This window comes from Ruegeria sp. SCSIO 43209 (genome assembly GCF_019904295.1).
GTDB lineage: Bacteria > Pseudomonadota > Alphaproteobacteria > Rhodobacterales > Rhodobacteraceae > Ruegeria.
Window position 1 is genome coordinate 1353082 of the sequence record NZ_CP065359.1, and the last position, 21181, is coordinate 1374262.

General features: G+C 56.3%; 21 protein-coding genes. 15 read left to right on the forward strand and 6 right to left on the reverse strand.

All coding sequences use genetic code 11. The features are described 5' to 3' along the window. Window positions 1-351: 351 nt before the first annotated feature. The 3 genes from I5192_RS06805 to I5192_RS06815 form a co-directional block, all read right to left on the reverse strand. A complete protein-coding gene (locus I5192_RS06805; RefSeq protein WP_170393050.1) occupies window positions 352-1182 on the reverse strand; it encodes an ABC transporter ATP-binding protein in 831 nt (276 codons plus the stop codon). Beyond that, window positions 1179-1967 (reverse strand): ABC transporter ATP-binding protein, encoded by a 789-nt coding sequence (locus I5192_RS06810; RefSeq protein WP_170393051.1) that lies wholly within the window; start codon window positions 1965-1967, stop codon window positions 1179-1181. The genes I5192_RS06805 and I5192_RS06810 overlap by 4 nt, the downstream gene beginning before the upstream one ends. A 125-nt stretch (window positions 1968-2092) precedes the next feature. Then, entirely contained in the window at window positions 2093-3274 is a 1182-nt protein-coding gene (locus tag I5192_RS06815) for an ABC transporter substrate-binding protein (RefSeq protein WP_170393052.1), read from the reverse strand. A 170-nt stretch (window positions 3275-3444) separates the two neighbouring features. Between I5192_RS06815 and I5192_RS06820 the strand changes: the two genes are divergently transcribed. Both I5192_RS06820 and I5192_RS06825 read left to right on the forward strand, forming a co-directional pair. Next, entirely contained in the window at window positions 3445-4539 is a 1095-nt protein-coding gene (locus tag I5192_RS06820) for a PQQ-dependent sugar dehydrogenase (RefSeq protein ID WP_223118037.1), read from the forward strand. 88 nt (window positions 4540-4627) lie between these two features. Continuing rightward, window positions 4628-5155 (forward strand): GNAT family N-acetyltransferase, encoded by a 528-nt coding sequence (locus tag I5192_RS06825; RefSeq protein ID WP_223118038.1) that lies wholly within the window; start codon window positions 4628-4630, stop codon window positions 5153-5155. Window positions 5156-5175: 20 nt separating this feature from the next. On the opposite strand, the gene I5192_RS06830 is transcribed toward I5192_RS06825, so the two are convergent. After that, window positions 5176-6180 (reverse strand): GlxA family transcriptional regulator, encoded by a 1005-nt coding sequence (locus I5192_RS06830; RefSeq protein ID WP_170393055.1) that lies wholly within the window; start codon window positions 6178-6180, stop codon window positions 5176-5178. 169 nt (window positions 6181-6349) lie between these two features. On the opposite strand from I5192_RS06830, the gene I5192_RS06835 reads away from it, so the two are divergent. Beyond that, window positions 6350-7720, forward strand: coding sequence for a class II 3-deoxy-7-phosphoheptulonate synthase (locus I5192_RS06835; RefSeq protein ID WP_223118039.1), 1371 nt, complete (start codon window positions 6350-6352; stop codon window positions 7718-7720). 55 nt (window positions 7721-7775) lie between these two features. On the opposite strand, the gene I5192_RS06840 is transcribed toward I5192_RS06835, so the two are convergent. Then, on the reverse strand, window positions 7776-8447 hold the full coding sequence (locus I5192_RS06840; RefSeq protein WP_223118040.1) for a PAS domain-containing protein: 672 nt from the start codon (window positions 8445-8447) through the stop codon (window positions 7776-7778). A 232-nt stretch (window positions 8448-8679) separates the two neighbouring features. Here I5192_RS06840 and I5192_RS06845 point away from each other — a divergent pair, with 232 nt between their 5' ends. From I5192_RS06845 to phoB, 10 genes are all read left to right on the forward strand, one after another. Beyond that, window positions 8680-9570, forward strand: a complete 891-nt coding sequence (locus tag I5192_RS06845) for a YicC/YloC family endoribonuclease (RefSeq protein WP_170393692.1) — start codon at window positions 8680-8682, stop codon at window positions 9568-9570. Between the two features lie 15 nt (window positions 9571-9585). Then, window positions 9586-10227 (forward strand): guanylate kinase, encoded by a 642-nt coding sequence (gene gmk, locus I5192_RS06850; protein ID WP_170393058.1) that lies wholly within the window; start codon window positions 9586-9588, stop codon window positions 10225-10227. After that, complete coding sequence (locus I5192_RS06855) at window positions 10224-10745, forward strand: gamma carbonic anhydrase family protein (protein ID WP_223118041.1); 522 nt, start codon at window positions 10224-10226, stop codon at window positions 10743-10745. The genes gmk and I5192_RS06855 overlap by 4 nt, the downstream gene beginning before the upstream one ends. Window positions 10746-10751: 6 nt before the next feature. Continuing rightward, on the forward strand, window positions 10752-11783 hold the full coding sequence (locus tag I5192_RS06860; protein WP_223118042.1) for an ATP-binding protein: 1032 nt from the start codon (window positions 10752-10754) through the stop codon (window positions 11781-11783). A 181-nt stretch (window positions 11784-11964) separates the two neighbouring features. Further along, window positions 11965-13005: a substrate-binding domain-containing protein gene (locus I5192_RS06865; protein ID WP_170393061.1), complete on the forward strand. Its 1041-nt coding sequence runs from the start codon at window positions 11965-11967 to the stop codon at window positions 13003-13005. An 88-nt stretch (window positions 13006-13093) separates the two neighbouring features. After that, a complete protein-coding gene (pstC, locus tag I5192_RS06870; RefSeq protein ID WP_170421643.1) occupies window positions 13094-14566 on the forward strand; it encodes a phosphate ABC transporter permease subunit PstC in 1473 nt (490 codons plus the stop codon). After that, complete coding sequence (pstA, locus tag I5192_RS06875) at window positions 14563-15879, forward strand: phosphate ABC transporter permease PstA (protein ID WP_170562724.1); 1317 nt, start codon at window positions 14563-14565, stop codon at window positions 15877-15879. The genes pstC and pstA overlap by 4 nt, the downstream gene beginning before the upstream one ends. A 12-nt stretch (window positions 15880-15891) precedes the next feature. Continuing rightward, complete coding sequence (gene pstB, locus I5192_RS06880) at window positions 15892-16689, forward strand: phosphate ABC transporter ATP-binding protein PstB (RefSeq protein WP_170393064.1); 798 nt, start codon at window positions 15892-15894, stop codon at window positions 16687-16689. Between the two features lie 16 nt (window positions 16690-16705). Beyond that, the gene (gene phoU / locus I5192_RS06885) at window positions 16706-17407 is read left to right on the forward strand and encodes a phosphate signaling complex protein PhoU (protein ID WP_170393065.1); all 702 of its coding nucleotides are present in this window, start codon (window positions 16706-16708) and stop codon (window positions 17405-17407) included. A 12-nt stretch (window positions 17408-17419) separates the two neighbouring features. Beyond that, window positions 17420-18109, forward strand: a complete 690-nt coding sequence (gene phoB / locus I5192_RS06890; RefSeq protein WP_170393066.1) for a phosphate regulon transcriptional regulator PhoB — start codon at window positions 17420-17422, stop codon at window positions 18107-18109. Here phoB and I5192_RS06895 read toward each other — a convergent pair. Continuing rightward, window positions 18106-19017: a LysR family transcriptional regulator gene (locus tag I5192_RS06895; protein ID WP_170562732.1), complete on the reverse strand. Its 912-nt coding sequence runs from the start codon at window positions 19015-19017 to the stop codon at window positions 18106-18108. The two genes, phoB and I5192_RS06895, sit on opposite strands and share 4 nt — an antisense overlap. A 98-nt stretch (window positions 19018-19115) precedes the next feature. Here I5192_RS06895 and I5192_RS06900 point away from each other — a divergent pair, with 98 nt between their 5' ends. Together I5192_RS06900 and I5192_RS06905 are read left to right on the forward strand one after the other, a co-directional pair. Further along, complete coding sequence (locus I5192_RS06900; protein ID WP_223118043.1) at window positions 19116-20345, forward strand: acyl-CoA dehydrogenase; 1230 nt, start codon at window positions 19116-19118, stop codon at window positions 20343-20345. Between the two features lie 592 nt (window positions 20346-20937). Continuing rightward, window positions 20938-21114 (forward strand): hypothetical protein, encoded by a 177-nt coding sequence (locus I5192_RS06905; protein WP_223118044.1) that lies wholly within the window; start codon window positions 20938-20940, stop codon window positions 21112-21114. The last annotated feature ends 67 nt before the right edge of the window (window positions 21115-21181 follow it).

Consider the following 21181-nt stretch of genomic DNA (forward strand, 5'->3'; position numbering starts at 1 on the left):
ATTGGGAGACTACAAACTCACCAGCGATTGACGTATGTCGAGAATGAACTGCCGCGCCGTTCTGCAAAATCGAAGTCGATTGAACTACACCAGTTCCGAGAGGTTCCACGAATGAGTGGGCAGTATCACCTACTAACGGCATGACTTGGACAAGATCTACGTTTCCTTGCATGAAAGCTTGTCCTTGTTCATCGATGAAAAATGTCAGGTCCATATTCTTCTTCTCGCATCCATCTTCGATGGTGCATTCGACAACGAAATTACAAACGAACGAGGTCGCCTGTGCTTCTGATGCCTGAGGTAGGATCATGAGGGCGGAAGCCAGCGAGGCGCATATTAATTGCCTCATCCTCACCCCCCCAAGAAACTCTTACGCACTTCGGGATCGGCAAGAAGTTCCTTGCCCGTACCGGTATAGGCATTTCGCCCCTGAACCAGCACGTACCCTTTGTCCGCGATCTCCAGCGCTTGTCGGGCGTTCTGTTCGACCATCAGGATCGGCAACCCGGTGCGGGAAACCTCGATGATCCGGTCAAACAGCTCATCCATTACGATGGGTGAGACGCCAGCGGTGGGTTCGTCAAGCATCAGCACCTTGGGCTGAGTCATCAGCGCACGGCCAACGGCGACCTGTTGACGTTGACCACCTGACAGCTCTCCGGCGGCCTGATTGCGTTTGTCGCGGAGAATGGGGAAGAGGTCATAGACCTGTTCCATCGTCTGGCTGATGTCGTCGCGCCGGATGAAAGCACCCATCTCTAGGTTCTCTTCCACTGTCATCGACGTAAAAATGTTCGAGGTCTGCGGGACAAAGCCCATGCCGCGTACCACGCGGTCTTGCGGGCTGAGATTGGTGATATCTTCGCCATCCAGCCGCACAGACCCTTGGCGTACGTCCAGCATGCCAAACACAGCCTTCATTGCGGTGGATTTGCCCGCGCCGTTGGGGCCGACGATCACCGCGATCTCGCCCTTATCAACGGCGATGGTGCAGTCATGCAGGATGTCTGGCCCTTTGCCATAGCCACCAGTCATAGTGTCGCCAATCAGGAAAGGACCGCCCTCGACCCGATGCGTTTCACCGCTTTTGCGATGCGCTGGAGTCATGGTGCCGACACCATGCGTATTGGTGATCGAGGCGTCCTTGTTGCCCTTATCGTCCTGGTAGGGGTTGTCGCTCATGCGCCCGCCTCCAGCTTGTCTTTGTTCTTAAGGCCGGTGCCTAGGTAAGCTTCGATCACGTGCTCATTGGCCTTGATCTCGTCCAGAGTGCCTTCGGCAAGCACCTTGCCCTCGGCCATGCATATGACTGGGTCGCAAATCTTGCCGATGAAATCCATGTCGTGCTCGATAACGACGAAGGTATAGCCGCGCTCCTTGTTCAGGCGCAGGATCGTGTCGGCGATGGTCATCAGGAGCGTGCGGTTCACACCAGCGCCGACCTCGTCCAAAAACACGATCTTGGCGTCGACCATCATGGTACGGCCAAGCTCCAGAAGTTTCTTCTGACCGCCCGAGACCTGACCGGCCTTGTGATCGGCCAGATGTTCGATTGTCAGGAACTCCAGCACCTCATCGGCTTTCGCCCTAAGTGCGCGTTCCTCATCCGCGATACGCTTACGCCCGAACCATGTGTTCCACAGCGATTCCCCGGATTGTGCGCCGGGCACCATCATCAGGTTTTCACGGCAGCTCATCGACGAAAACTCATGCGCGATCTGGAAGGTGCGCAGCAGGCCCTTATGAAACAGCTCGTGCGGGGGTAGGCCAGTGATATCCTCACCGTCCATGTGTACCTTACCGCTAGTCGGTGGAAGTACGCCCGCGATCACGTTGAATAGCGTGGTTTTTCCGGCCCCGTTCGGTCCGATCAGACCGGTGATCGAGCCCTTTTGGATTTCCAGCGATGCCCCGTCCACCGCATGAAACCCGCCGAAATGCTTGTGCACGTCATCGACGACGATCATCTTTTCCCCTAGCCGCCGTTTTCGGCGTTTTTACCATCCCCGTTAACCGGAGTGCGGCCTTTTTTCATTGAAACAGCCCGGACACAAGGGCCGGGCTGCTTGTTTTTATGACTTTTAATCTTGGATCAACGGAAGTTGACGGTCTTGTTTTCGCCGTCGGTCACCTCGATCTCGCGATAGGAACCTGCGCTTTCACCAGGGCCGATCAGCTCAACGCCCGATGCGCCGACATAATCGATGTCCTGACCGGCAGCCAACAGCTCCAGACCTTTAGCCAGTTCTCCGGGGAAGATTTGCTCACCCGGAGCATTGGCGACATCCATGATTTTCGCGCCGTATTCAGCGGGGTTGGTCGAACCTGCGGCCTGCATCGCCAGCATGAACAGCGCGGCGGCGTCATAGCTTTCCGGCGAGTAGGGCGACGAACCGTCAAAGCCCGCAGCTTCAGCCATGGCAAAGTACTTCTCGGCACCTTCACCGCCCGAGCCAGCGATCTGACCGAACGAGCCGTTCAGGTCGGGGCCAACGTTTGCCGGCAGCGAGTCACCGATCATGCCGCCCGGCAGACCGAACGTGTCAAACGCTCCGCTGTCCAGAGCCGACTGGATGATGCCCAAACCACCTTGGTCCAGATATCCTGCGACCACGAGAATATCGCCACCGGCCGAGGCCAGCGCGCCAACTTCGGCCGAATAGTCGGCCTTGCCGTCTTCGTGCGCGGCAACGATGGTGACTTCGCCGCCCGAAGCCTCGAACGAGGACTGGATCGCGTCCGCCAGTCCCTTGCCATAGTCGTTGTTGGTGTACGTCAGAGCAATCGAGCTGATGCCACGGTCATTCAGGATGTCTGCCATTACCTGACCTTCACGCGCATCCGACGGCGCGGTGCGGAAGAACAGGCCGTTGTCTTCCATGGTCGACAGACCCGGAGATGTGGCCGACGGCGAGATCATGACCATGCCGTTCGGGATCGCGACGTTCTGCAGGATTGCGCCAGTGACGCCCGAGCAGTCGCCGCCGATGATACCGGCAACGCCATCGGCAATCATACGTTCGCCGTTCGAGGTGGCCAGACCATTGTCGATACAGCCGGTATCGGCGCGGGTTCCGGTCACGCTTGCGCCGTCCAGCAGTTTGCCGGATTCGGTGACCTCAGCCATCGCCATTTCAGCGCCCGAACCCATGGCCGGGGCCAGCGATTCAATCGGGCCTGTAAAGCCGAACAGCACGCCCAGCTTCACGTCCTCGGCCATAGCGGTACCCGCCAGCAGAGCGGTTGCTGCAGTAGCGGTAAGCAGCTTTTTCATTAGGTTACTCCCTATTTATCGTTTGAACGTCGTCGTTCTGGGCATGACCCTAGGCAAGCTGTCCGAAAAAGAAAAGTCCTAACAAAAAAGTGCTTTTGAAAGCAGCAATCCTATCTGTTTTGTTAGGCTAGGTCAGTTTGTTGCGGTGCACCACTAGGGATTGGGTCGATATGATCAGAACTTTTGCGATTCTCATTCTGTCGTGCTGGTCGATTGCAGGCTGGTCCGATGTCATCAACACAACCGGCGGGCCGGTTCAGGTTACTCAGGTGGTCAGAGGCCTTGATACACCTTGGGCGATTGGCATTCTTCCGGATGGCAGCTTTGTTGTCACTGAGCGAGATGGCGAGCTTTTGTACGTTGCCGGAGGTGAGGCGAAGCGCATCAAGGGTCTGCCAAAAGTGGTCGCGAACGGGCAGGGCGGTTTGCTAGATGTCACCATCGCGCGTGACTTTAATCAGACCCGCGAGCTTTTTCTGACTTTCTCCAAATCGCAACGAGGCGGTGCAGGCACCGCTGTCGCTGTCGCTCGTTTATCGGAAAACGGAGAACGTCTAACCAATCTGCGCGTGATATTCGAGGCCTCTCCCGGTGGCTCAGGCGGGCGCCACTTTGGTTCTCGCGTCGTTGAAGCGAATGATGGCACGTTGTTCGTCACTATCGGTGACCGAGGTGATCGCCCGGCTGCGCAGGATCGAACGAACCACATGGGTACGGTCATTCGGATCAACCGTGATGGTTCAGTTCCCAGTGATAACCCGTTTGTGGGCAATCCCGGTGTCCGCCCCGAGATCTGGTCGTTTGGTCACAGAAACGCTCAGGGTGCCAATTTGGATCAGCAGGGCCGGCTTTGGGTTTCGGAACACGGGGCAAAAGGCGGGGATGAGGTTAATCTGATCAGACCCGGTGCCAATTATGGCTGGCCAGTGATTTCGTATGGCGTTCATTATTCGGGTCAGAAGATCGGTGAAGGCACGTCGAAGCAAGGAATGGAACAGCCCGAGCATTATTGGGATCCTTCCATCGCACCCTCTGGCTTGATGGTCTATTCCGGGAAACTTTGGCCGGAATGGAAGGGGAATCTGTTCGTTGGCTCTTTGAAATTCGACTACATTGCACGTTTGGCGGGCGATCCACTGCGTGAGGCTGAGCAGATCGAAGGCCCCGAGACCGAACGTGTTCGCGACATCGCCGAATCACCAGATGGGTCGATCTGGTTCATTTCCGTCGGGCAAGGCGCGGTTTACCGAATGACGCCCCTCTGACGGTATAAAACGGGGTTAGGGCGTTTGCATCTATGCCATTCGGTCACGGTGTATCTGTTCCGGGCTTCAGTGTGATCAGGAGATTTGAATGTGTGATTTTGTAATCGAGCTTTGTGAAACAATGCCGCCAAAGCGCGAACTGAATACGATCCTGGCACAATATTATGCGCTTATCGTGCAACGAATGCAGGATATGGGCTTTGAGATTGATCCAGCGGCCCCCGAAAGCGCATTGGCGGAGTTTTGGGCGCATTCAGATGATTACCTACCCCCGAATGGATGTCTTGTGGTGGCGCGAAACGATGCCGGAGACATCATTGGATGTGGGATGCTGAAACGATTTGATCACCAAACCGGTGAACTTAAGCGGGTTTTTGTGACCGAGGAGGCACGGGGGACCGGTGCCGGGCGTGCCTTGATCGAAGCCCGGGAACAGGCCGCGCGTGATATGGGTTTGAAACGCCTCATCGCCGATACGCTTACACCGAATGTCGAAATGCGCGACCTATACCCCAAACTTGGTTTTGTTGAACTGGACTCACCAATCGAAACCACGACCTATCTGGATCAACCGATGTTACGGCCGCACCTGCACTACTTTGCGAAAGATTTGTAAGGTTTCCCTGCGGCTTTGGATTAAACAGACAACCGACCGCTCTGTGCACCGCGTTCGCGATAAGGCGTGGTGTTGTAATGCGCCCGGTAGCATTTGGAGAAATGCGACGGGCTGGCAAAGCCGCAAGCCAGCGCCACATTGATGACGCTCATATCGGTCTGCATCAGCAAGTTCCGCGCTTTATGCAGGCGCAGTTCCATGTAGTAGCGCTTGGGCGAGCGGCTGAGATAGCGGCGGAACAGACGTTCTAGCTGGCGCGTCGACATGCCTACGTCCTTGGCTAGAATAGAAGGCGAGATTGGCTCTTCTATGTTCTTTTCCATCATCAGGATAACCTGACTGAGCTTGGGGTGGCGCACGCCGATCCGTGTAGGTGTCGACAAACGTTGTGTGTCCTGATCCGTACGTATCGAAGAATAGATCATCTGATCAGCGACCGCGTTGGCCAGATCTTCTCCGTAATCTTCGGCAATCAGCTTGAGCATCAGGTCAATCGAGGATGTGCCGCCTGCAGTTGTCATTCGGTTGCCATCAACCAAAAACACCGACTTGGTCAGCTCTACTGTGTCGAATTCTTCGGCAAAACTGTCTGAGTTTTCCCAATGGATCGTTGCGCGCTTGCCTTCCAGCAAACCGGCTTTGGCCAGCGTATAGGCCGCGGTGCAAAGACCGCCGATTTTCAACCCTTTACGCGCTTCGCGGCGTACCCAATTCAGAATGCGCTTGGTGGTTGCCGCTTGTACATCGACCCCCCCGCAGATCAGGACGACGTCGTCACGCTGTAATTCGGTCAGATCAGAATCAAGATTGAAAGAAGTACCGGCTGAACAAGTCACTGTTTCACCGCCTTCGCCCGTCAAGGTCCATGTATAAAGCTCTCGGTTGGCCATTCGATTGGCGATCCGCAGACTGTCCAAAGCCGAAGCGAATGACAGAAGGGAAAACTTGTCCAAAAGCACAAATACAAAGTTATGCGGCTTGCCTGTGCTATGATCCACAGTGACAACTTGGCGTTGCTCTTGCATGGCGAACTGTCCTTGATTCGGCGCGCACCGGGATTTCCACGGTGGCGGATATGCCAGTCACCATGCTCAAAGCTTGATTATGGCGTCAAGAGGCGCAAAAGGGATATGGCCTCTCATTCATGCATTTTGTATAGAGGCCACCTGAAATACTTCAGCGGAGATAAAAGCTATGACTGAATGGCAAAAAACGAACTGGCGCAACAAGCCCCGGGTTCAGATGCCAGACTATACCGACGCGGCCGCGCTGGCCAAAGTCGAGGCGCAGCTTTCGCAGTATCCCCCGCTGGTTTTTGCGGGTGAAGCGCGACGGCTGAAGCAGCATCTGGGAGCCGCGGGCCGTGGCGAAGCGTTCCTGTTGCAAGGCGGAGATTGCGCTGAAAGCTTTGAGCAGTTTAGCGCGGATGCGATCCGTGACACGTTCAAGGTGATGCTGCAGATGGCAATGGTGCTAACTTACGGCGCCAAGGTTCCCGTGGTTAAAGTTGGCCGCATGGCGGGCCAGTTTGCAAAACCGCGCAGTGCGCCGACCGAGGTTGTGGACGGTGTGGAACTGCCCAGCTACCGCGGCGACATCATCAATGAGCTGGCCTTTACACCCGAGGCACGTATTCCGAATCCCGACAAGATGCTTCAGGCCTATACACAGGCGGCGGCAACACTGAATCTGCTGCGGGCGTTCTCGACCGGTGGTTTTGCGGATATGAGCCACGTGCATTCGTGGACGCTGGGTTTTGCCGACGGGCAAGACGTTCAGAAATACTCTGAGATCGCCGACCGCATTCAGGATTCGATTGACTTCATGGGGGCTGCGGGCATCACCGCAGATACCACACACGAATTCTCGTCGGTGGAATTCTACACCAGCCACGAAGGCCTGCTGCTTGAGTACGAAGAGGCGCTGACGCGTCTGGATTCGACATCTGGCAATTGGTTGGCTGGCTCGGGTCACATGATCTGGATCGGCGATCGGACCCGTCAGCCCGACGGTGCGCATGTCGAGTTCTGCCGGGGTGTTCTGAACCCGATTGGTCTGAAATGTGGCCCGACAACCAGTGCCGAAGACCTCAAGGTTCTGATGTCCAAGTTGAATCCAGAAAACGAAGAGGGGCGTCTGACTCTGATCGCGCGCTTTGGTGCAGGTAAAGCGGGTGAGCATCTGCCGCGTCTGGTCAAAGCCGTGAAGGAAGAGGGCGCACAGGTGACTTGGGTCTGCGATCCGATGCATGGCAACACGATCAAATCCGCGACCGGCTACAAGACCCGGCCGTTTGATTCCGTGCTGCGCGAAGTACGCGATTTCTTTGGCGTACATCAGGCTGAAGGCACGATCCCCGGTGGTGTTCATTTCGAGATGACAGGGCTGGATGTCACCGAATGCACCGGAGGTGTGCGCGCGGTGACAGAAGAGGATCTTTCGGATCGCTATCACACAGCTTGCGACCCGCGCCTGAACGCCTCGCAGTCGCTGGAACTTGCATTCCTTGTCGCGGAAGAACTGACCAACCTACGTCGTGACCGCAGCAAGCGCGCTGCAAGCTGACTTCGAATACATCCTGAATTAGTAAGACGGCGGGCCTCATGCCCGCCGTTTTCATTTAGTCGTCACGTGATGATACCAACCTTAGGTGCGGTGCCCCTTTGAACGTGGTCTGGTCTTCAGCGAACCCCTCTGCTTGCTGTTGGACAGGCCTCGGAGGCTGTTGCAGTTCAGAGATCGGGTTGACGCGGCGATCCGAGACGATGAAGCGACGCGGTGTCGCCCCGATGGTTCCGTCGCTGACCATAACCCCAAGAATGCGGCTGACGTCGCCCAGATCGCTTTTAAGCGGCAGCAGGATCATGCGGGCCTGAAGGCTGGTTCGTCCGAGCTTGCCTTTCGAAAGCAAGCCCAGTTCAGCAACTGCGGGGCCGGTGAGGACTTGGCCCAGAATGGATTTGACATCATCGCGGGCGCTCGGTTCGAAAAAAGCCGTTAGAGGCATACCGCGAACTTCCATGCCCGCCAGATTGTTCAGGTGACTTCCCGCCAGCCGAAACCGGGCCAAACCCGGCGCGATGCGTTCCAGTATGAAAGTGTATTCGAGAACATTCTCCAGGCCGCGCGGATCGATCTGCGAGCGCATCGGAACGCCTTCACCTGTCAGCAAGGCGGTCCAATAGGCTTCGGCCTGACGGATGGGAGAAAGGCTTCGCCCGCTGTCAAATCGGTCCATTGCGATGATCTTTCCAAGTTCTGAGCCGGAACCAGTCCCGAAAAAGGTTTTCATTTCATCACCCTACCGTCAATCACTCGCGATTTTCCTAAAATGCCATCTAATGGGCAAAGCTGCGATCCGCCAGCTTTTCTGACTGTCAGATTGACACGGGTTAATACAATTTTGGAGCAATTCTTTAACGAATGGTTAACCTCTTGGCATTGATTGGGGAATGAGCAAGGTCTTGCCCCTTGCTGGTCAATGGCATTAGGTGCGACCAGTGAATTTGACGGAAAGGGCAGGCATGATCAAATCCATGACCGGTTTCGCCTCGGGCAAGGGGGCGTTTGGTCCCCATAGCTGGACTTGGGAATTGCGCAGCGTCAATGGCAAGGGGCTGGATCTACGTCTGCGGCTTCCCGATTGGTTGACAGGGTTAGAGGCCGCGCTGAGAGGCGATCTGTCGAAGCAGGTCAACCGAGGGAACATCACGCTGTCCCTTCGGATGGGACGGGAAGAATCCGCCGCGGATGTCCGGTTGAACACCCCAGCGATGGAAGCTGCGCTGGATGCACTGGCCCAGACCGAAGCGCTTGCAGGCGCGCGGGGCGTATTGTTGGCTCCGTCCAAAGCCAGCGATCTTCTTGCCTTGAAAGGCATGTTGGAAGCCGGAGCTGACGCGGATGATCCAGCCCAGCTTGTCGAGCACCTGAAGTCTGAGTTCGGTGGCTTGCTTGCTTCATTCATTGAGATGCGCGGTTCCGAAGGTGAAGCTCTGTCAGGCATTCTTGCGGGACAACTCGACCAAGTCGCAAAGCTGACGGATCAGGCCGCTGATCTGGCCGAGCGTCGCCGCGAGGAAATGGCGCAAAACATGCGCGAAAACCTGACACGCGTTCTCGACAATACGCAAGGTGCGGACCCTGATCGCGTTGCACAAGAACTGGCCCTGATCGCGGTCAAGGCCGATATTACCGAAGAAATTGACCGGTTGAAGGCCCATGTCACTGCGGCGCGTTCCCTTTTGACGCAAGACGGCCCGGTTGGGCGTAAGCTGGATTTCCTGATGCAAGAATTCAATCGTGAGGCCAATACGCTCTGCTCGAAATCGCAGAATGCCGAACTGACGGCGGTTGGGTTGGAGCTGAAAGCGGTCATCGATCAGATGCGCGAGCAAGTGCAGAACGTGGAATAAGGACGGGAACATCACATGGCGGATCGCCGCGGTCTATTAATCATACTGTCCTCGCCTTCGGGCGCAGGTAAATCCACTCTGGCCCGCCGTTTGATGCAATGGGATGTCGGTTTGGAATTCTCGATCTCGGCCACCACCCGTGCTCCGCGCCCGGGTGAGGAGCATGGCCGGGAGTATTACTTCCTATCCGAGGACGAGTTCAAACAGCAGGTGGCGGATGGGCAGATGCTGGAACACGCGCATGTGTTCGGCAACTTCTACGGCTCTCCTGCTGGACCGGTCCGCGAGTCCATCACACAGGGGCGCGATGTGCTTTTTGATGTCGATTGGCAGGGAGAAGTGCAGATCCGCAATTCGGATCTGGGCAAGCATGCGTTGTCGATTTTCATCCTCCCGCCCTCGATCCGCGAGCTTCGGCGCAGGCTGGAAGGGCGTGGGCAGGACAGTGAGGATGTGATCGCCAAGCGCATGTTGAAAAGCTGGGATGAGATCAGCCATTGGGGCTACTACGACTATGTTCTGATCAACGATGATTTGGATACCACCGAGGAAAAGCTGAAGACCATCGTCAGCGCAGAACGCATGCGTCGCATCCAACAGCCCAGCCTGCAGAACCACATCCGCTCGTTGCAGACCGAGTTCGAGGGCTTGTCATGACCATCTATGCCTTGGGCGATCACTCGCCGCAAATTCACGAAGACACCTGGGTAGCCCCCGACGCCAACTTGATCGGCAAAGTAGTCCTGGAACAAGGCGCTTCGGTCTGGTTCGGGTGCACCATCCGGGCCGATCACGAAGAAATCCGTGTGGGCGCAGGCAGCAATGTGCAGGAAAACTGCGTGATGCACATCGATGCGGGTTATCCGCTGACCATTGGGAAGAACTGCACAATTGGTCACAAGGTCATGCTGCATGGTTGCACGATCGGAGACAATACGCTGATCGGTATGGGGGCTATCGTTCTTAACGGAGCGAAGATCGGAAAGAACTGTCTGATCGGGGCGGGGGCGCTGATCACCGAAGGCAAAGAGGTTCCCGATAATTCGTTGGTTATGGGCTCGCCGGGCAAAGTTGTGCGGCGGCTTGATGAGGCGGCGGCCCAGAAACTAACGCTGAGTGCGCTGCACTATCAGGACAACATGCGCAAGTTTCGCCAAACATTGCGTCCGGTCTAAACGCGCATGACGGATACCCTGCTTGCCGAATTGGTTTCAGCCATTCCGATGCCCGCCGTGCTGGTTGGTTGGACCGAGCGTATTGTCGCCGCAAATAGCGAGGCGCGGACGCTTTTGGGGCACGCAATCGAAGGCAGGCATTTTGCCACAATCCTGCGCCAGCCTCAGGTCATCGATGCCGTCGAACAATGCCTGCGCTCGAAGCAGCCCGGCAAAGCGCGGCATCTGTCCAATGATGGTGCTCAGGATACGACCTTTGAGGTGCAGTGCAGATTCGTCGGCGGGACCGAGGCGGTATTGGCGGTATTTCAGGATATCACGCATCTGGAACAGGCCGGTCAGATGCGGCGCGATTTTGTGGCCAATGTCAGCCATGAATTGCGCACGCCGCTAACGGCCTTGATGGGGTTTATCGAAACATTGCGAGGCCCCGCCCGCGACGACACCGCCGCCCGCGACCGCTTTCTTCAGATCATGGCGGATGAGGCCAATCGGATGAACCGGCTTGTGGGGGATTTGCTGTCGCTCAATCGGGTGGAAAGTGAAGAACGGGTCAGACCTAAAGAGCCATTGGAACTGACAGGCCTGATTCAATCGACCTTAAACACTCTGCGACCGCTGGCGGATGATGCCAGTGTTGTTGTTTCGTTGGATGCCCCAAACGAGTCGATCGAGATGGTCGGAGACAGCGATCAGCTTCGCCAGGTGATAACCAATCTCGTTGAAAACGCGATCAAATACGGTGGCAGCGGTGGCAAGGTCGATGTGGTCGTAACCCTGTCTGAGCGGGATACGGCGATGCGCGGTCCTGCGGTACGGATCAAGATCATTGATCAAGGGCCCGGTATTGATGCCAAACACCTGCCCAGGTTGACCGAACGGTTCTACCGCGCAGACAGTCACCGCTCGCGCGAGTTGGGCGGAACCGGACTGGGGCTTGCAATCGTGAAGCATATCGTCAATCGCCATCGGGGCAGGTTGCGTGTGGAAAGTGAACCGGGGCAGGGAGCGACGTTTACGGTCATTCTACCACGCTAAGGTCGTGCCAAACGCCGGCTTTACTGGGGTGACGCTTCGTCAAGTTAAGAATTTCTGAGAAATTCATGAGTTGTCATGAAACCGTTACATACCTGTCACAAAAGGCTTACGCAGGCGTCATAGTGCTGCGCTCAGATCATCATGGGGATGATCAGTACCCATCCTTTTCAAGGAGACTGAAATGTCCTTTGTAAAACTGTCGGCTTCTGCGCTGGCTATCGCTGCCGTCTCGGCAACCACTGCTGCTGCGCGTGACAACGTTCAAGTTGCTGGCTCTTCCACCGTTCTGCCTTATGCGTCAATCGTTGCAGAACTGTTCGGTGAAAATACCGACTTCCCCACACCGGTTGTTGAATCAGGCGGCTCGTCCGCCGGTCTGAAACGCTTCTGCGAAGGCGTCGGTGAAAACACGATCGACGTTGCAAACGCATCGCGTGCCATCCGTGAAAAAGAGATTAAAGCATGCGCCGAAAACGGTGTGACCGACATCATGGAAGTCCGCATCGGTTATGACGGCATCGTATTTGCAAGCCAGCAGTCGGGTCCTGCCTTCACGGCGTTTGAGCCTGCGGATATTTACAATGCCATCGGATCGAAAGTGATGAAAGATGGCGCGCTGGTCGACAACAGCTTCAACAGCTGGGCCGAGTTCAACGCTGACCTGCCGGATGTGGAAATCGCAATGTTCATCCCGGGCACCAAGCACGGCACCCGCGAAGTGTTCGAAGACAAAGTTCTGCTGGCGGGTTGTGAAGCGACGGGCGCGATGGAAGCCATGGTCGCGGGCGGCCTAAGCGAAGATGACGCCGAAGATGCATGCCTGGACGTGCGCACCGACGGCAAATCGGTCGATATCGACGGTGACTACACCGAAACTCTGGCCCGCATCGACACCAACACCAATGGTATCGGCGTGTTTGGTCTGGCGTTCTACGAGAACAACACCGACAAGCTGAAAGTGGCTACGATGGGTGGTATCGCACCGTCGACCGAGAGCATCGCGTCGGGTGAATACCCCGTCTCGCGCCCGCTGTTTTTCTACGTCAAGAAAGCGCATATCGGCGTGATCCCCGGTCTGAAAGAATACGCCCAGTTCTTCACTCATGAAGAAATTGCTGGTCCCTCGGGCCCGCTGGCCAACTACGGTCTGGTTGCCGATCCTGAACTGGCAAAAACGCAGGACGCGATTGCCAACGAAGTAACCTTGGGTTCGGGCAGCTAATCCCTCACCCCGATTGAATTGACTGGGGGCGGCGTTTTCTGTCGCCCCCAATTTTTCCCTAATCCCGATCAAGACCTATGGGGGCGTCATGCCAATTCTTTGGCTCATTCTGATCGTGCTTGCGATCGCGGCAGTCGGATATGTTTTGGGGCGAATGCGCGCCTTGCAAAGTGCCGGAGGGGACAGCCGCAATCTGCATTCTCTTCCCTCGTTTTATGGCGCGAACGTCGCACTGAAAGTCATAGTTCCCGCCTTAGGTTTGTTGATCGTTTGGCTGCTGGTTCAGCCGCTCTACGTTAACTCTCAGGTCTCGGAGATGGTTCCCGAAACGGCGATCAAGGAAGGATCGTCGCGCAGTCTTGTTATGGCCGAGGTGCGTCGGACCGCAAATGGTCTGGACAGTGCCGTTGCCCAGGGACATCTCACCGAAACGCTCGCACAGGATGCGCGGGCGGATATTTCCGAGATGACCCAAAAGTTGAAGGACGCGGGTCAAGTCGTAACCTCGGACATCACGCAGACGGTTTTGCATGCAGCTCAAGCCTATCGGGCGATAAATTCAACCGGTTACGCGATCATGTCCGTCGCTGTGATACTGGTCGCCTTGGCCGGTGCTGCGTTCAGTTGGTTCCAGACGCATTCTGAATATCGTGCCCGCAATGTGGTTGAGCAGGGAATTCGTGTGATGCTGCTGGCGGCTGCGTCGATTGCGATCCTGACAACGGTCGGCATCGTCCTTTCGCTGGTTTTCAATACGTGGGAGTTCTTCAAGCTTTACCCGGCATCAGAGTTCTTTTTCGGTACTACCTGGGCGCCCAGTTTCTCGGGCCGTGGCGGGGCATCAGATCTGGGTATCATCCCCTTGCTGTGGGGCACGTTCTATATCTCGTTGGTGGCGTTGTTGGTGGCCGTGCCAATCGGTCTTTTCGCTGCGATTTATCTCAGTGAGTACGCTTCTTCGCGCGTGCGCTCGATCGCCAAACCGATGCTTGAGGTGCTGGCCGGTATCCCGACCATCGTTTACGGCCTTTTTGCCCTGCTGACCGTTGGTCCGCTGTTGCTGAGCGTGTTCGGGGATGACGGATTGGGCTGGATGAAAGCCGGTACGGCCGTGATGACCGCCGGTCTGGTCATGGGCATTATGCTGATCCCATTCGTTTCATCGCTTTCCGATGACATCATCAACGCAGTGCCGCAAGCGATGCGGGATGGCTCTTACGGTTTGGGGGCCACGCAGTCAGAGACCATCCGGCAGGTCGTTTTGCCCGCAGCCTTGCCCGGGATCGTGGGAGCGATCCTGCTGGCGGCATCGCGCGCCATCGGTGAGACCATGATCGTGGTTCTGGGGGCAGGGGCCGCTGCGCGTCTGGACCTGAACCCGTTCGAGGCCATGACCACCGTAACCGCCAAGATCGTCAGCCAGCTGACAGGCGACGCCGATTTCGCCTCGCCCGAGGCCCTCGTCGCCTTCGCGCTTGGCATGACGCTGTTCATCCTCACGCTGGGGCTGAACGTTTTCGCCCTTTATATCGTGCGCAAGTATCGGGAGCAGTACGAATGACCGACGCCAGCATGCAAAATACCTCGACCTCGCTGACTGCATCCGATGCCCGGACCAAAAAACGCGCGGCTGCCGAAAAGCGTTTTCGCGCCTATGGGATCGTCGCCATCGCGACCGGACTGTTCTTTCTGATTGTGCTGTTTGCCTCAATCCTGTCGCAGGGCATCCCGGCCTTCCAGCGCACAGTTATCAGTTTAGAATTCACGCTGAGCGAAGCGCAGCGCGATGAAGCCGAAGGCACGATGTTCAAGACAAAGGCCTACTCCAATCTGTTCATTGCGGAACTGAATGGACAACTGGCCGAAAGTGGCATCACCGTGGATTTCGATCAGGATGCCATCGAGCGTCTGTTGGGCAAAATCGGCGGTACGATCCGAACCTTCTATGCCGATAATCCTAGCAAGCTGGGTGAGCCGATCATGTTCGATCTGGCGGCTTCAAGCCGTGTGGATGGCTACTTCAAGGGTCGGGTGTCTCGCGACACACTGCAGGACAGCCGCTTCCTGCAACTCAGCGATCTGGATCTGGTGGACGCGCTGAAAGAAGCGGGGATCATTAAACAGGCTTTCAACTGGCCGTTCATCACTGGTGCGGACTCGGGCGTGGATAACCCCGGTGGCGCGGGTATTGGTGCCTCGGTCGTCGGTTCGTTCTTCATGATGCTGGTGGTGCTGTGTCTATCGCTGCCCATTGGGGTCGCCGCCTCGATCTATCTGGAAGAATTCGCGCCTCAGAATAAATTCACCGACCTGATTGAGGTGAATATCTCGAACCTGGCCGCCGTTCCGTCTATCGTGTTCGGTATCCTGGGTCTGGCCGTGTTCATCCAATTTATGCACCTGCCGCAATCGGCGCCGCTGGTGGGTGGTCTGGTGCTGACGCTGATGACCCTGCCGACAATCATCATCTCGACCCGAGCCTCGCTAAAGGCGGTTCCCCCGTCTATCCGCGACGCGGCGTTGGGGGTAGGGGCCTCGAAGATGCAAGCCGTCTTCCACCACGTGCTGCCGTTGGCCGCGCCCGGTATCCTGACTGGTACCATTATTGGTCTGGCGCAGGCGCTGGGTGAAACTGCTCCGTTGCTGTTGATCGGCATGGTGGGCTTTGTCGCCCGAGGCTATCCCGATGGCTTTTTGGCGGGCTTCACCGAGCCGAACTCGGCCATGCCGGCACAGATCTACACCTGGGCCGCACGCGCCGATGTGGGTTTTTACGAGAAAGCCTGGGGTGGCATCATCATCCTTTTGATGTTCCTGCTGACCATGAATATCATCGCTATCATCCTGCGCCGCCGCTTTGAACGCCGCTGGTAGGAGGGGTTTAAAATGAACGATATGACACGAGTGGAGAGAACCGTGGACTCCAAAGACATCAAGATCAACGCCAAGCAGGTTCAGGTCTACTACGGTGAGACCCACGCCATCAAGGATGTGAGCGTCGATATCGAAGACAAGACTGTGACGGCTTTCATCGGACCCTCTGGCTGCGGCAAATCCACTTTCTTGCGCTGTCTGAACCGGATGAACGACACAATCGATATTTGCCGGGTGCAGGGTGATATCCTGCTAGACGGTGAAGACATTTACGACAAGCGCGTAGATCCGGTACAGTTGCGTGCCAAGGTCGGCATGGTTTTTCAAAAACCGAACCCGTTCCCCAAATCGATCTATGACAACGTGGCTTACGGTCCGCGTATCCACGGCCTTGCCAAGAATAAGGCAGAACTGGATGAAATCGTAGAGAAATCTCTGCGTCGTGGTGCGATCTGGGATGAGGTCAAGGACCGTCTGGATGCCCCCGGTACCGGCCTTTCTGGTGGTCAGCAACAGCGTCTTTGCATCGCGCGCGCCGTAGCCACCGAGCCTGAGGTGCTATTGATGGACGAACCCTGTTCGGCGCTCGACCCAATCGCAACCGCGCAGGTCGAGGAACTGATTGACGAACTGCGTTCACGCTATTCAGTGGTGATCGTAACCCATTCGATGCAACAGGCCGCGCGGGTCAGTCAGAAGACAGCGTTTTTCCATCTGGGGAACTTGGTTGAGTTCGGCGAAACCGGGCAGATCTTCACCAACCCCGAAGATCCCCGAACCGAAAGTTACATCACCGGCCGGATTGGCTGAGCACAGGATAACTGCAATGAGCGAACAACATATTGCATCCGCGTTCGACCGCGACCTTGAGGCCATCCAAGCACACATCATGAAGATGGGTGGACTGGTCGAAGCCGCCATTATGGGCGCGGCCCGGTCGCTGGAGACCCGCGACGAAGAGCTGGCAAATGAAGTTCGTCAAGGCGACAAGGCCATCGACGCACTGGAAGAACTGATTGATGAAGAGACCGCGCGCCTGATTGCCTTGCGTGCGCCGACGGCCAGCGATTTGCGGCTGGTGCTGTCCGTTCTGAAGGTTGCGACCAACCTTGAACGGATTGGAGATTACTCCAAGAACATCGCCAAGCGAACGACCGTTCTGGTGAATGCCGGCGAAATCAACGGCAGTGCCGCCGCACTGCGCCGAATGGCGCGCGAGGTCGAGCGGATGCTGCGCGACGCGCTGGATGCCTATATCCAGCGTGATGCTGAGCTGGCGCAGGACGTGATCGAGCGGGATCTGGAAGTGGACCAGATGTATAACGGCCTGTTTCGCGAGTTCCTGACCTTCATGGCGGAGGATCCGCGCAACATCTCATCGTGTATGCACCTGCATTTCATCGCAAAAAATATCGAACGCATGGGCGATCACGTCACCGCCATTGCCGAGCAGGTCGTCTATCTCGTCACCGGCGAGAGACCCAGCGAAGCGCGCCCCAAAGCCGACAACACGTCGCAAACGATCTAGGAGATCTCATTCATGTCCGCTGATCAACCGACGGTACTGGTTGTTGAGGATGAGTTGGCCCAGAGAGAGGTGCTGGCCTATAATCTGGACGCCGAAGGGTTCCGGGTAATCCGTGCCGCTAATGGCGACGAAGCTTTGTTGCTGGTCGAAGAAGACCGCCCGGATATCATCGTTTTGGATTGGATGATGCCCAATCTGAGCGGTATCGAGGTTTGCCGCCGCTTGAAAACGCGGCCGGACACCCGATCAATTCCGATCATCATGCTGTCGGCGCGTTCAGAAGAGGTTGATAAAGTGCGCGGCCTTGAAACCGGTGCCGATGATTATGTGGTCAAGCCTTACTCGGTTGTCGAATTGATGGCACGTGTACGGACACAATTGCGCAGAGTCCGTCCAGCGACCGTGGGCATTCGGTTGGAGTTTGACGATATCATACTGGACTCTGAGACCCACAAGGTCAGCCGCGACAACAAGCTGTTAAAACTGGGCCCGACCGAGTTCCGGTTGCTGAGCACATTCATGGAAAAGCCCGGCCGGGTCTGGAGCCGCGAGCAGTTGCTTGACCGCGTATGGGGCCGCGATATCTACGTCGACACGCGTACTGTTGATGTTCATATCGGTCGTCTGCGCAAAGCGTTGACTCAACATGGCGGCGAAGATCCGGTGCGAACTGTGCGCGGGGCAGGGTACGCGCTCGGCTAACGTGGCAGCGCTTCTTCGGTTTGGGCCTGAGAAGCAAGCCAGTGTCGAAACTCTCGCAATGATCCATCACCCGATTTTTCGCGCGGCCAAACCAGATAATATGCCCCCATCGTCTCTATCGCGTCAGGGAAGGCTGCAACCAGCCTACCTGTCGCAAGGTCTTGTTCCACCAGATAGTTTGGCAACAAGGCAACACCCAGGCCGTGCAGCGCGGCCTGGTTGATGGTGTTGAACTGGTCGTGGACGGTGCCGGGCAGGGGATACGGGTGCGTGACACCCATCTGTTGAAACCAGTCCTGCCAGGCGCGCGGTCTTGTCTGGATATGCAGCAGCGGCAGTTTTAGCAGATCGCGGGGTGAGGTCGGAGTGCCTTTGGGTAAAAGCTCGGGTGCGCAGACGGGCAAAACCCGCTCGACACTTAATAGCAAGCGATCAGTTCCAGGCCAATCAGGTTCCCCAAAATGTAAAGCCGCATCAAAGGGTTCCGAAGCAAAACTAAACGGTCGCAACCGCGTGGTCATGTTGATTGTGATATCCGGATGGCGGCGGGCGAAATCCGGCAGACGCGGTACCAGCCAGCGCATTCCGAATGTCGGCAGAATCGCCAGATTCAATGTCCCACCGACAGGGGAAATGTGCAGTTTCAGCGCCGCCTGCGCGATCTGAGACAAGGCTGGCCGAATTTCTTGTACATAGTCTTGTCCAGCCTTTGTCAGTGACAATCGCTTGCGATCACGGCTGACCAATTCTGCGTCCAAATGCGCTTCAAGCGTCTGCAGTTGCCGACTGACCGCGCTCTGCGTCAGTGCCATTTCATGCGCAACTGCCGAGGCTGATCCAAGGCGATCCAAAGCCTCAAGCGCGCGCAGCGCGGATATAGGCGGCAGGATAGGGCGCTTGGTGTCCATCTATGCGTTTTGATCATGAAACAATGCAAATGTCTCGCTGTTTTTTGAATATTACTCAGATTATAGTTGCGCAAACCTAGTCAAGTCGGAGAAGCAAAATGAACGCTCCAGATACAAAGCCTGTCCTGCGCGCAAAAGATGCGCCTGACCTTGGACGTTTCAACTGGGACGACCCGTTTCGCTTGTCGGACCAGTTGGAAGAGGATGAACGCCTGATTGCCGACAGCGCGCGCGCTTACGCCCAGGAGAAATTGCAGCCGCGTGTCACCAAGGCTTTTGCAAACGAAGAAACCGATCCCGAGATCTTTCGTGAAATGGGTGAAATGGGGCTGTTGGGCACGACAATCCCGGAAGAATATGGTGGGATCGGTGCGAGCTACGTATCTTATGGACTGGTGGCGCGGGAAGTTGAACGGGTGGATTCCGGCTATCGCTCGATGATGTCGGTGCAAAGCTCGTTGGTGATGTACCCGATTTTCGCCTATGGCAGCGAAGAACAGCGTCGCAAATATCTGCCGAAACTGGCAAGTGGCGAATGGATTGGGTGTTTTGGCCTGACAGAGCCGGATGCGGGTTCGGACCCGGCGGCGATGAAGACCCGTGCCGAGAAGATTGATGGCGGGTATCGTCTGACCGGCAGCAAGATGTGGATTTCAAACGCACCGATCGCAGATGTCTATGTGGTCTGGGCCAAGTCAGATGCGCATGACGGCAAGATTCGTGGATTCGTGCTGGATAAAGGCACCAAGGGCCTGAGCGCACCGAAGATCGAGAACAAGCTGAGCCTGCGTACTTCGATCACAGGTGAAATTGTCATGGATGGCGTTGAGGTGGACGAGGGCGCTTTGCTTCCACATGTTCAGGGTCTCAAGGGACCGTTCGGCTGCCTGAACCGCGCACGCTATGGTATCAGCTGGGGTGCGATGGGGGCCGCGGAATGCTGCTGGCACGCAGCGCGTCAATACGGCTTGGATCGTAAACAGTTCAATCGACCACTTGCGCAGACCCAGTTGTTTCAATGCAAACTGGCAGAGATGCAGACCGAAATCTCTTTGGGACTGCAAGCAAGCTTGCGCGTCGGCCGACTGATGGATCAGGCTGAAGCTGCGCCCGAGATGATCTCGATCATCAAACGTAACAATTGCGGCAAGGCATTGGACATTGCGCGGATGTCGCGTGACATGCACGGCGGCAACGGTATCTCACTTGAGTTCCAGGTGGTGCGTCACATGATCAATCTTGAGACAGTCAACACCTATGAGGGCACGCACGACGTTCATGCATTGATCCTGGGGCGGGCGCAAACCGGACTACAGGCATTTTACTGAGGCTGCACCTATTACTCGTATAATCGGTAGTATGGTAATCGCATTGCGACAACTACATCTTGTCCCACGCCCTATTCGTTTCACAGAAATCTGGATAGGGCAAGCGGTTTTTCGCTGTTAGGGTCTATTTTCTTTTTATGCATTGACGGTGTGTCTTTTCTACCACCGGTTGCGCTAGTTTCGCATTGAGACAAGTGCGGTTATGCGCGCGCTTCGCGCGCGCATAACCGCACTTGAAAATGAGCAGATTGTGCAGCAAAGCTGCCCATCATAGCTGCTTCGCGGTCCTCCGTGCTCAGGGGTGTACCACCCCCTCCGCGCGGAGACACGAAGCTTACCTCACCGTTTATTGTACGCTTAAACGCCGGTCTGGATGCGTCGTCACTGTAGCGCTTAGTTACCGCACATGCGCGCAGACGCGCGCGTTATTTCGCTTAAATCAAGGCCGCTGAAATGTGTTTGTGATCATAGATCACAAGCCACATGTCAGGACCTTGACCCCAAGCGACCACTACGCGTGGGGCGCGTTCGCCACGTGGCAGAACGGATAAGCGCAAGCCGCTTATCCATTCAGCAACGAAAGGTGACTATTATGAACCGTAATTCCATGATCAAACGCATCGAGTCTGCCAAATATGATCTTGACGCTGTGATCCAGGATCTTAGGGAGGCCCAAGCCGAAGATTTCGCTCAAGGGTTCTATTTCAACGAAGCCTATGCGGAGGCCGCTATCCGTAAGATCCGCGTTGTTCTGGATGCTATTCGATGATGTCGCCCGAGGAACTGTCCGCCGTCACCCGCCGTTTATCTAAGCGGGTGTACGCGGATCGTGAACT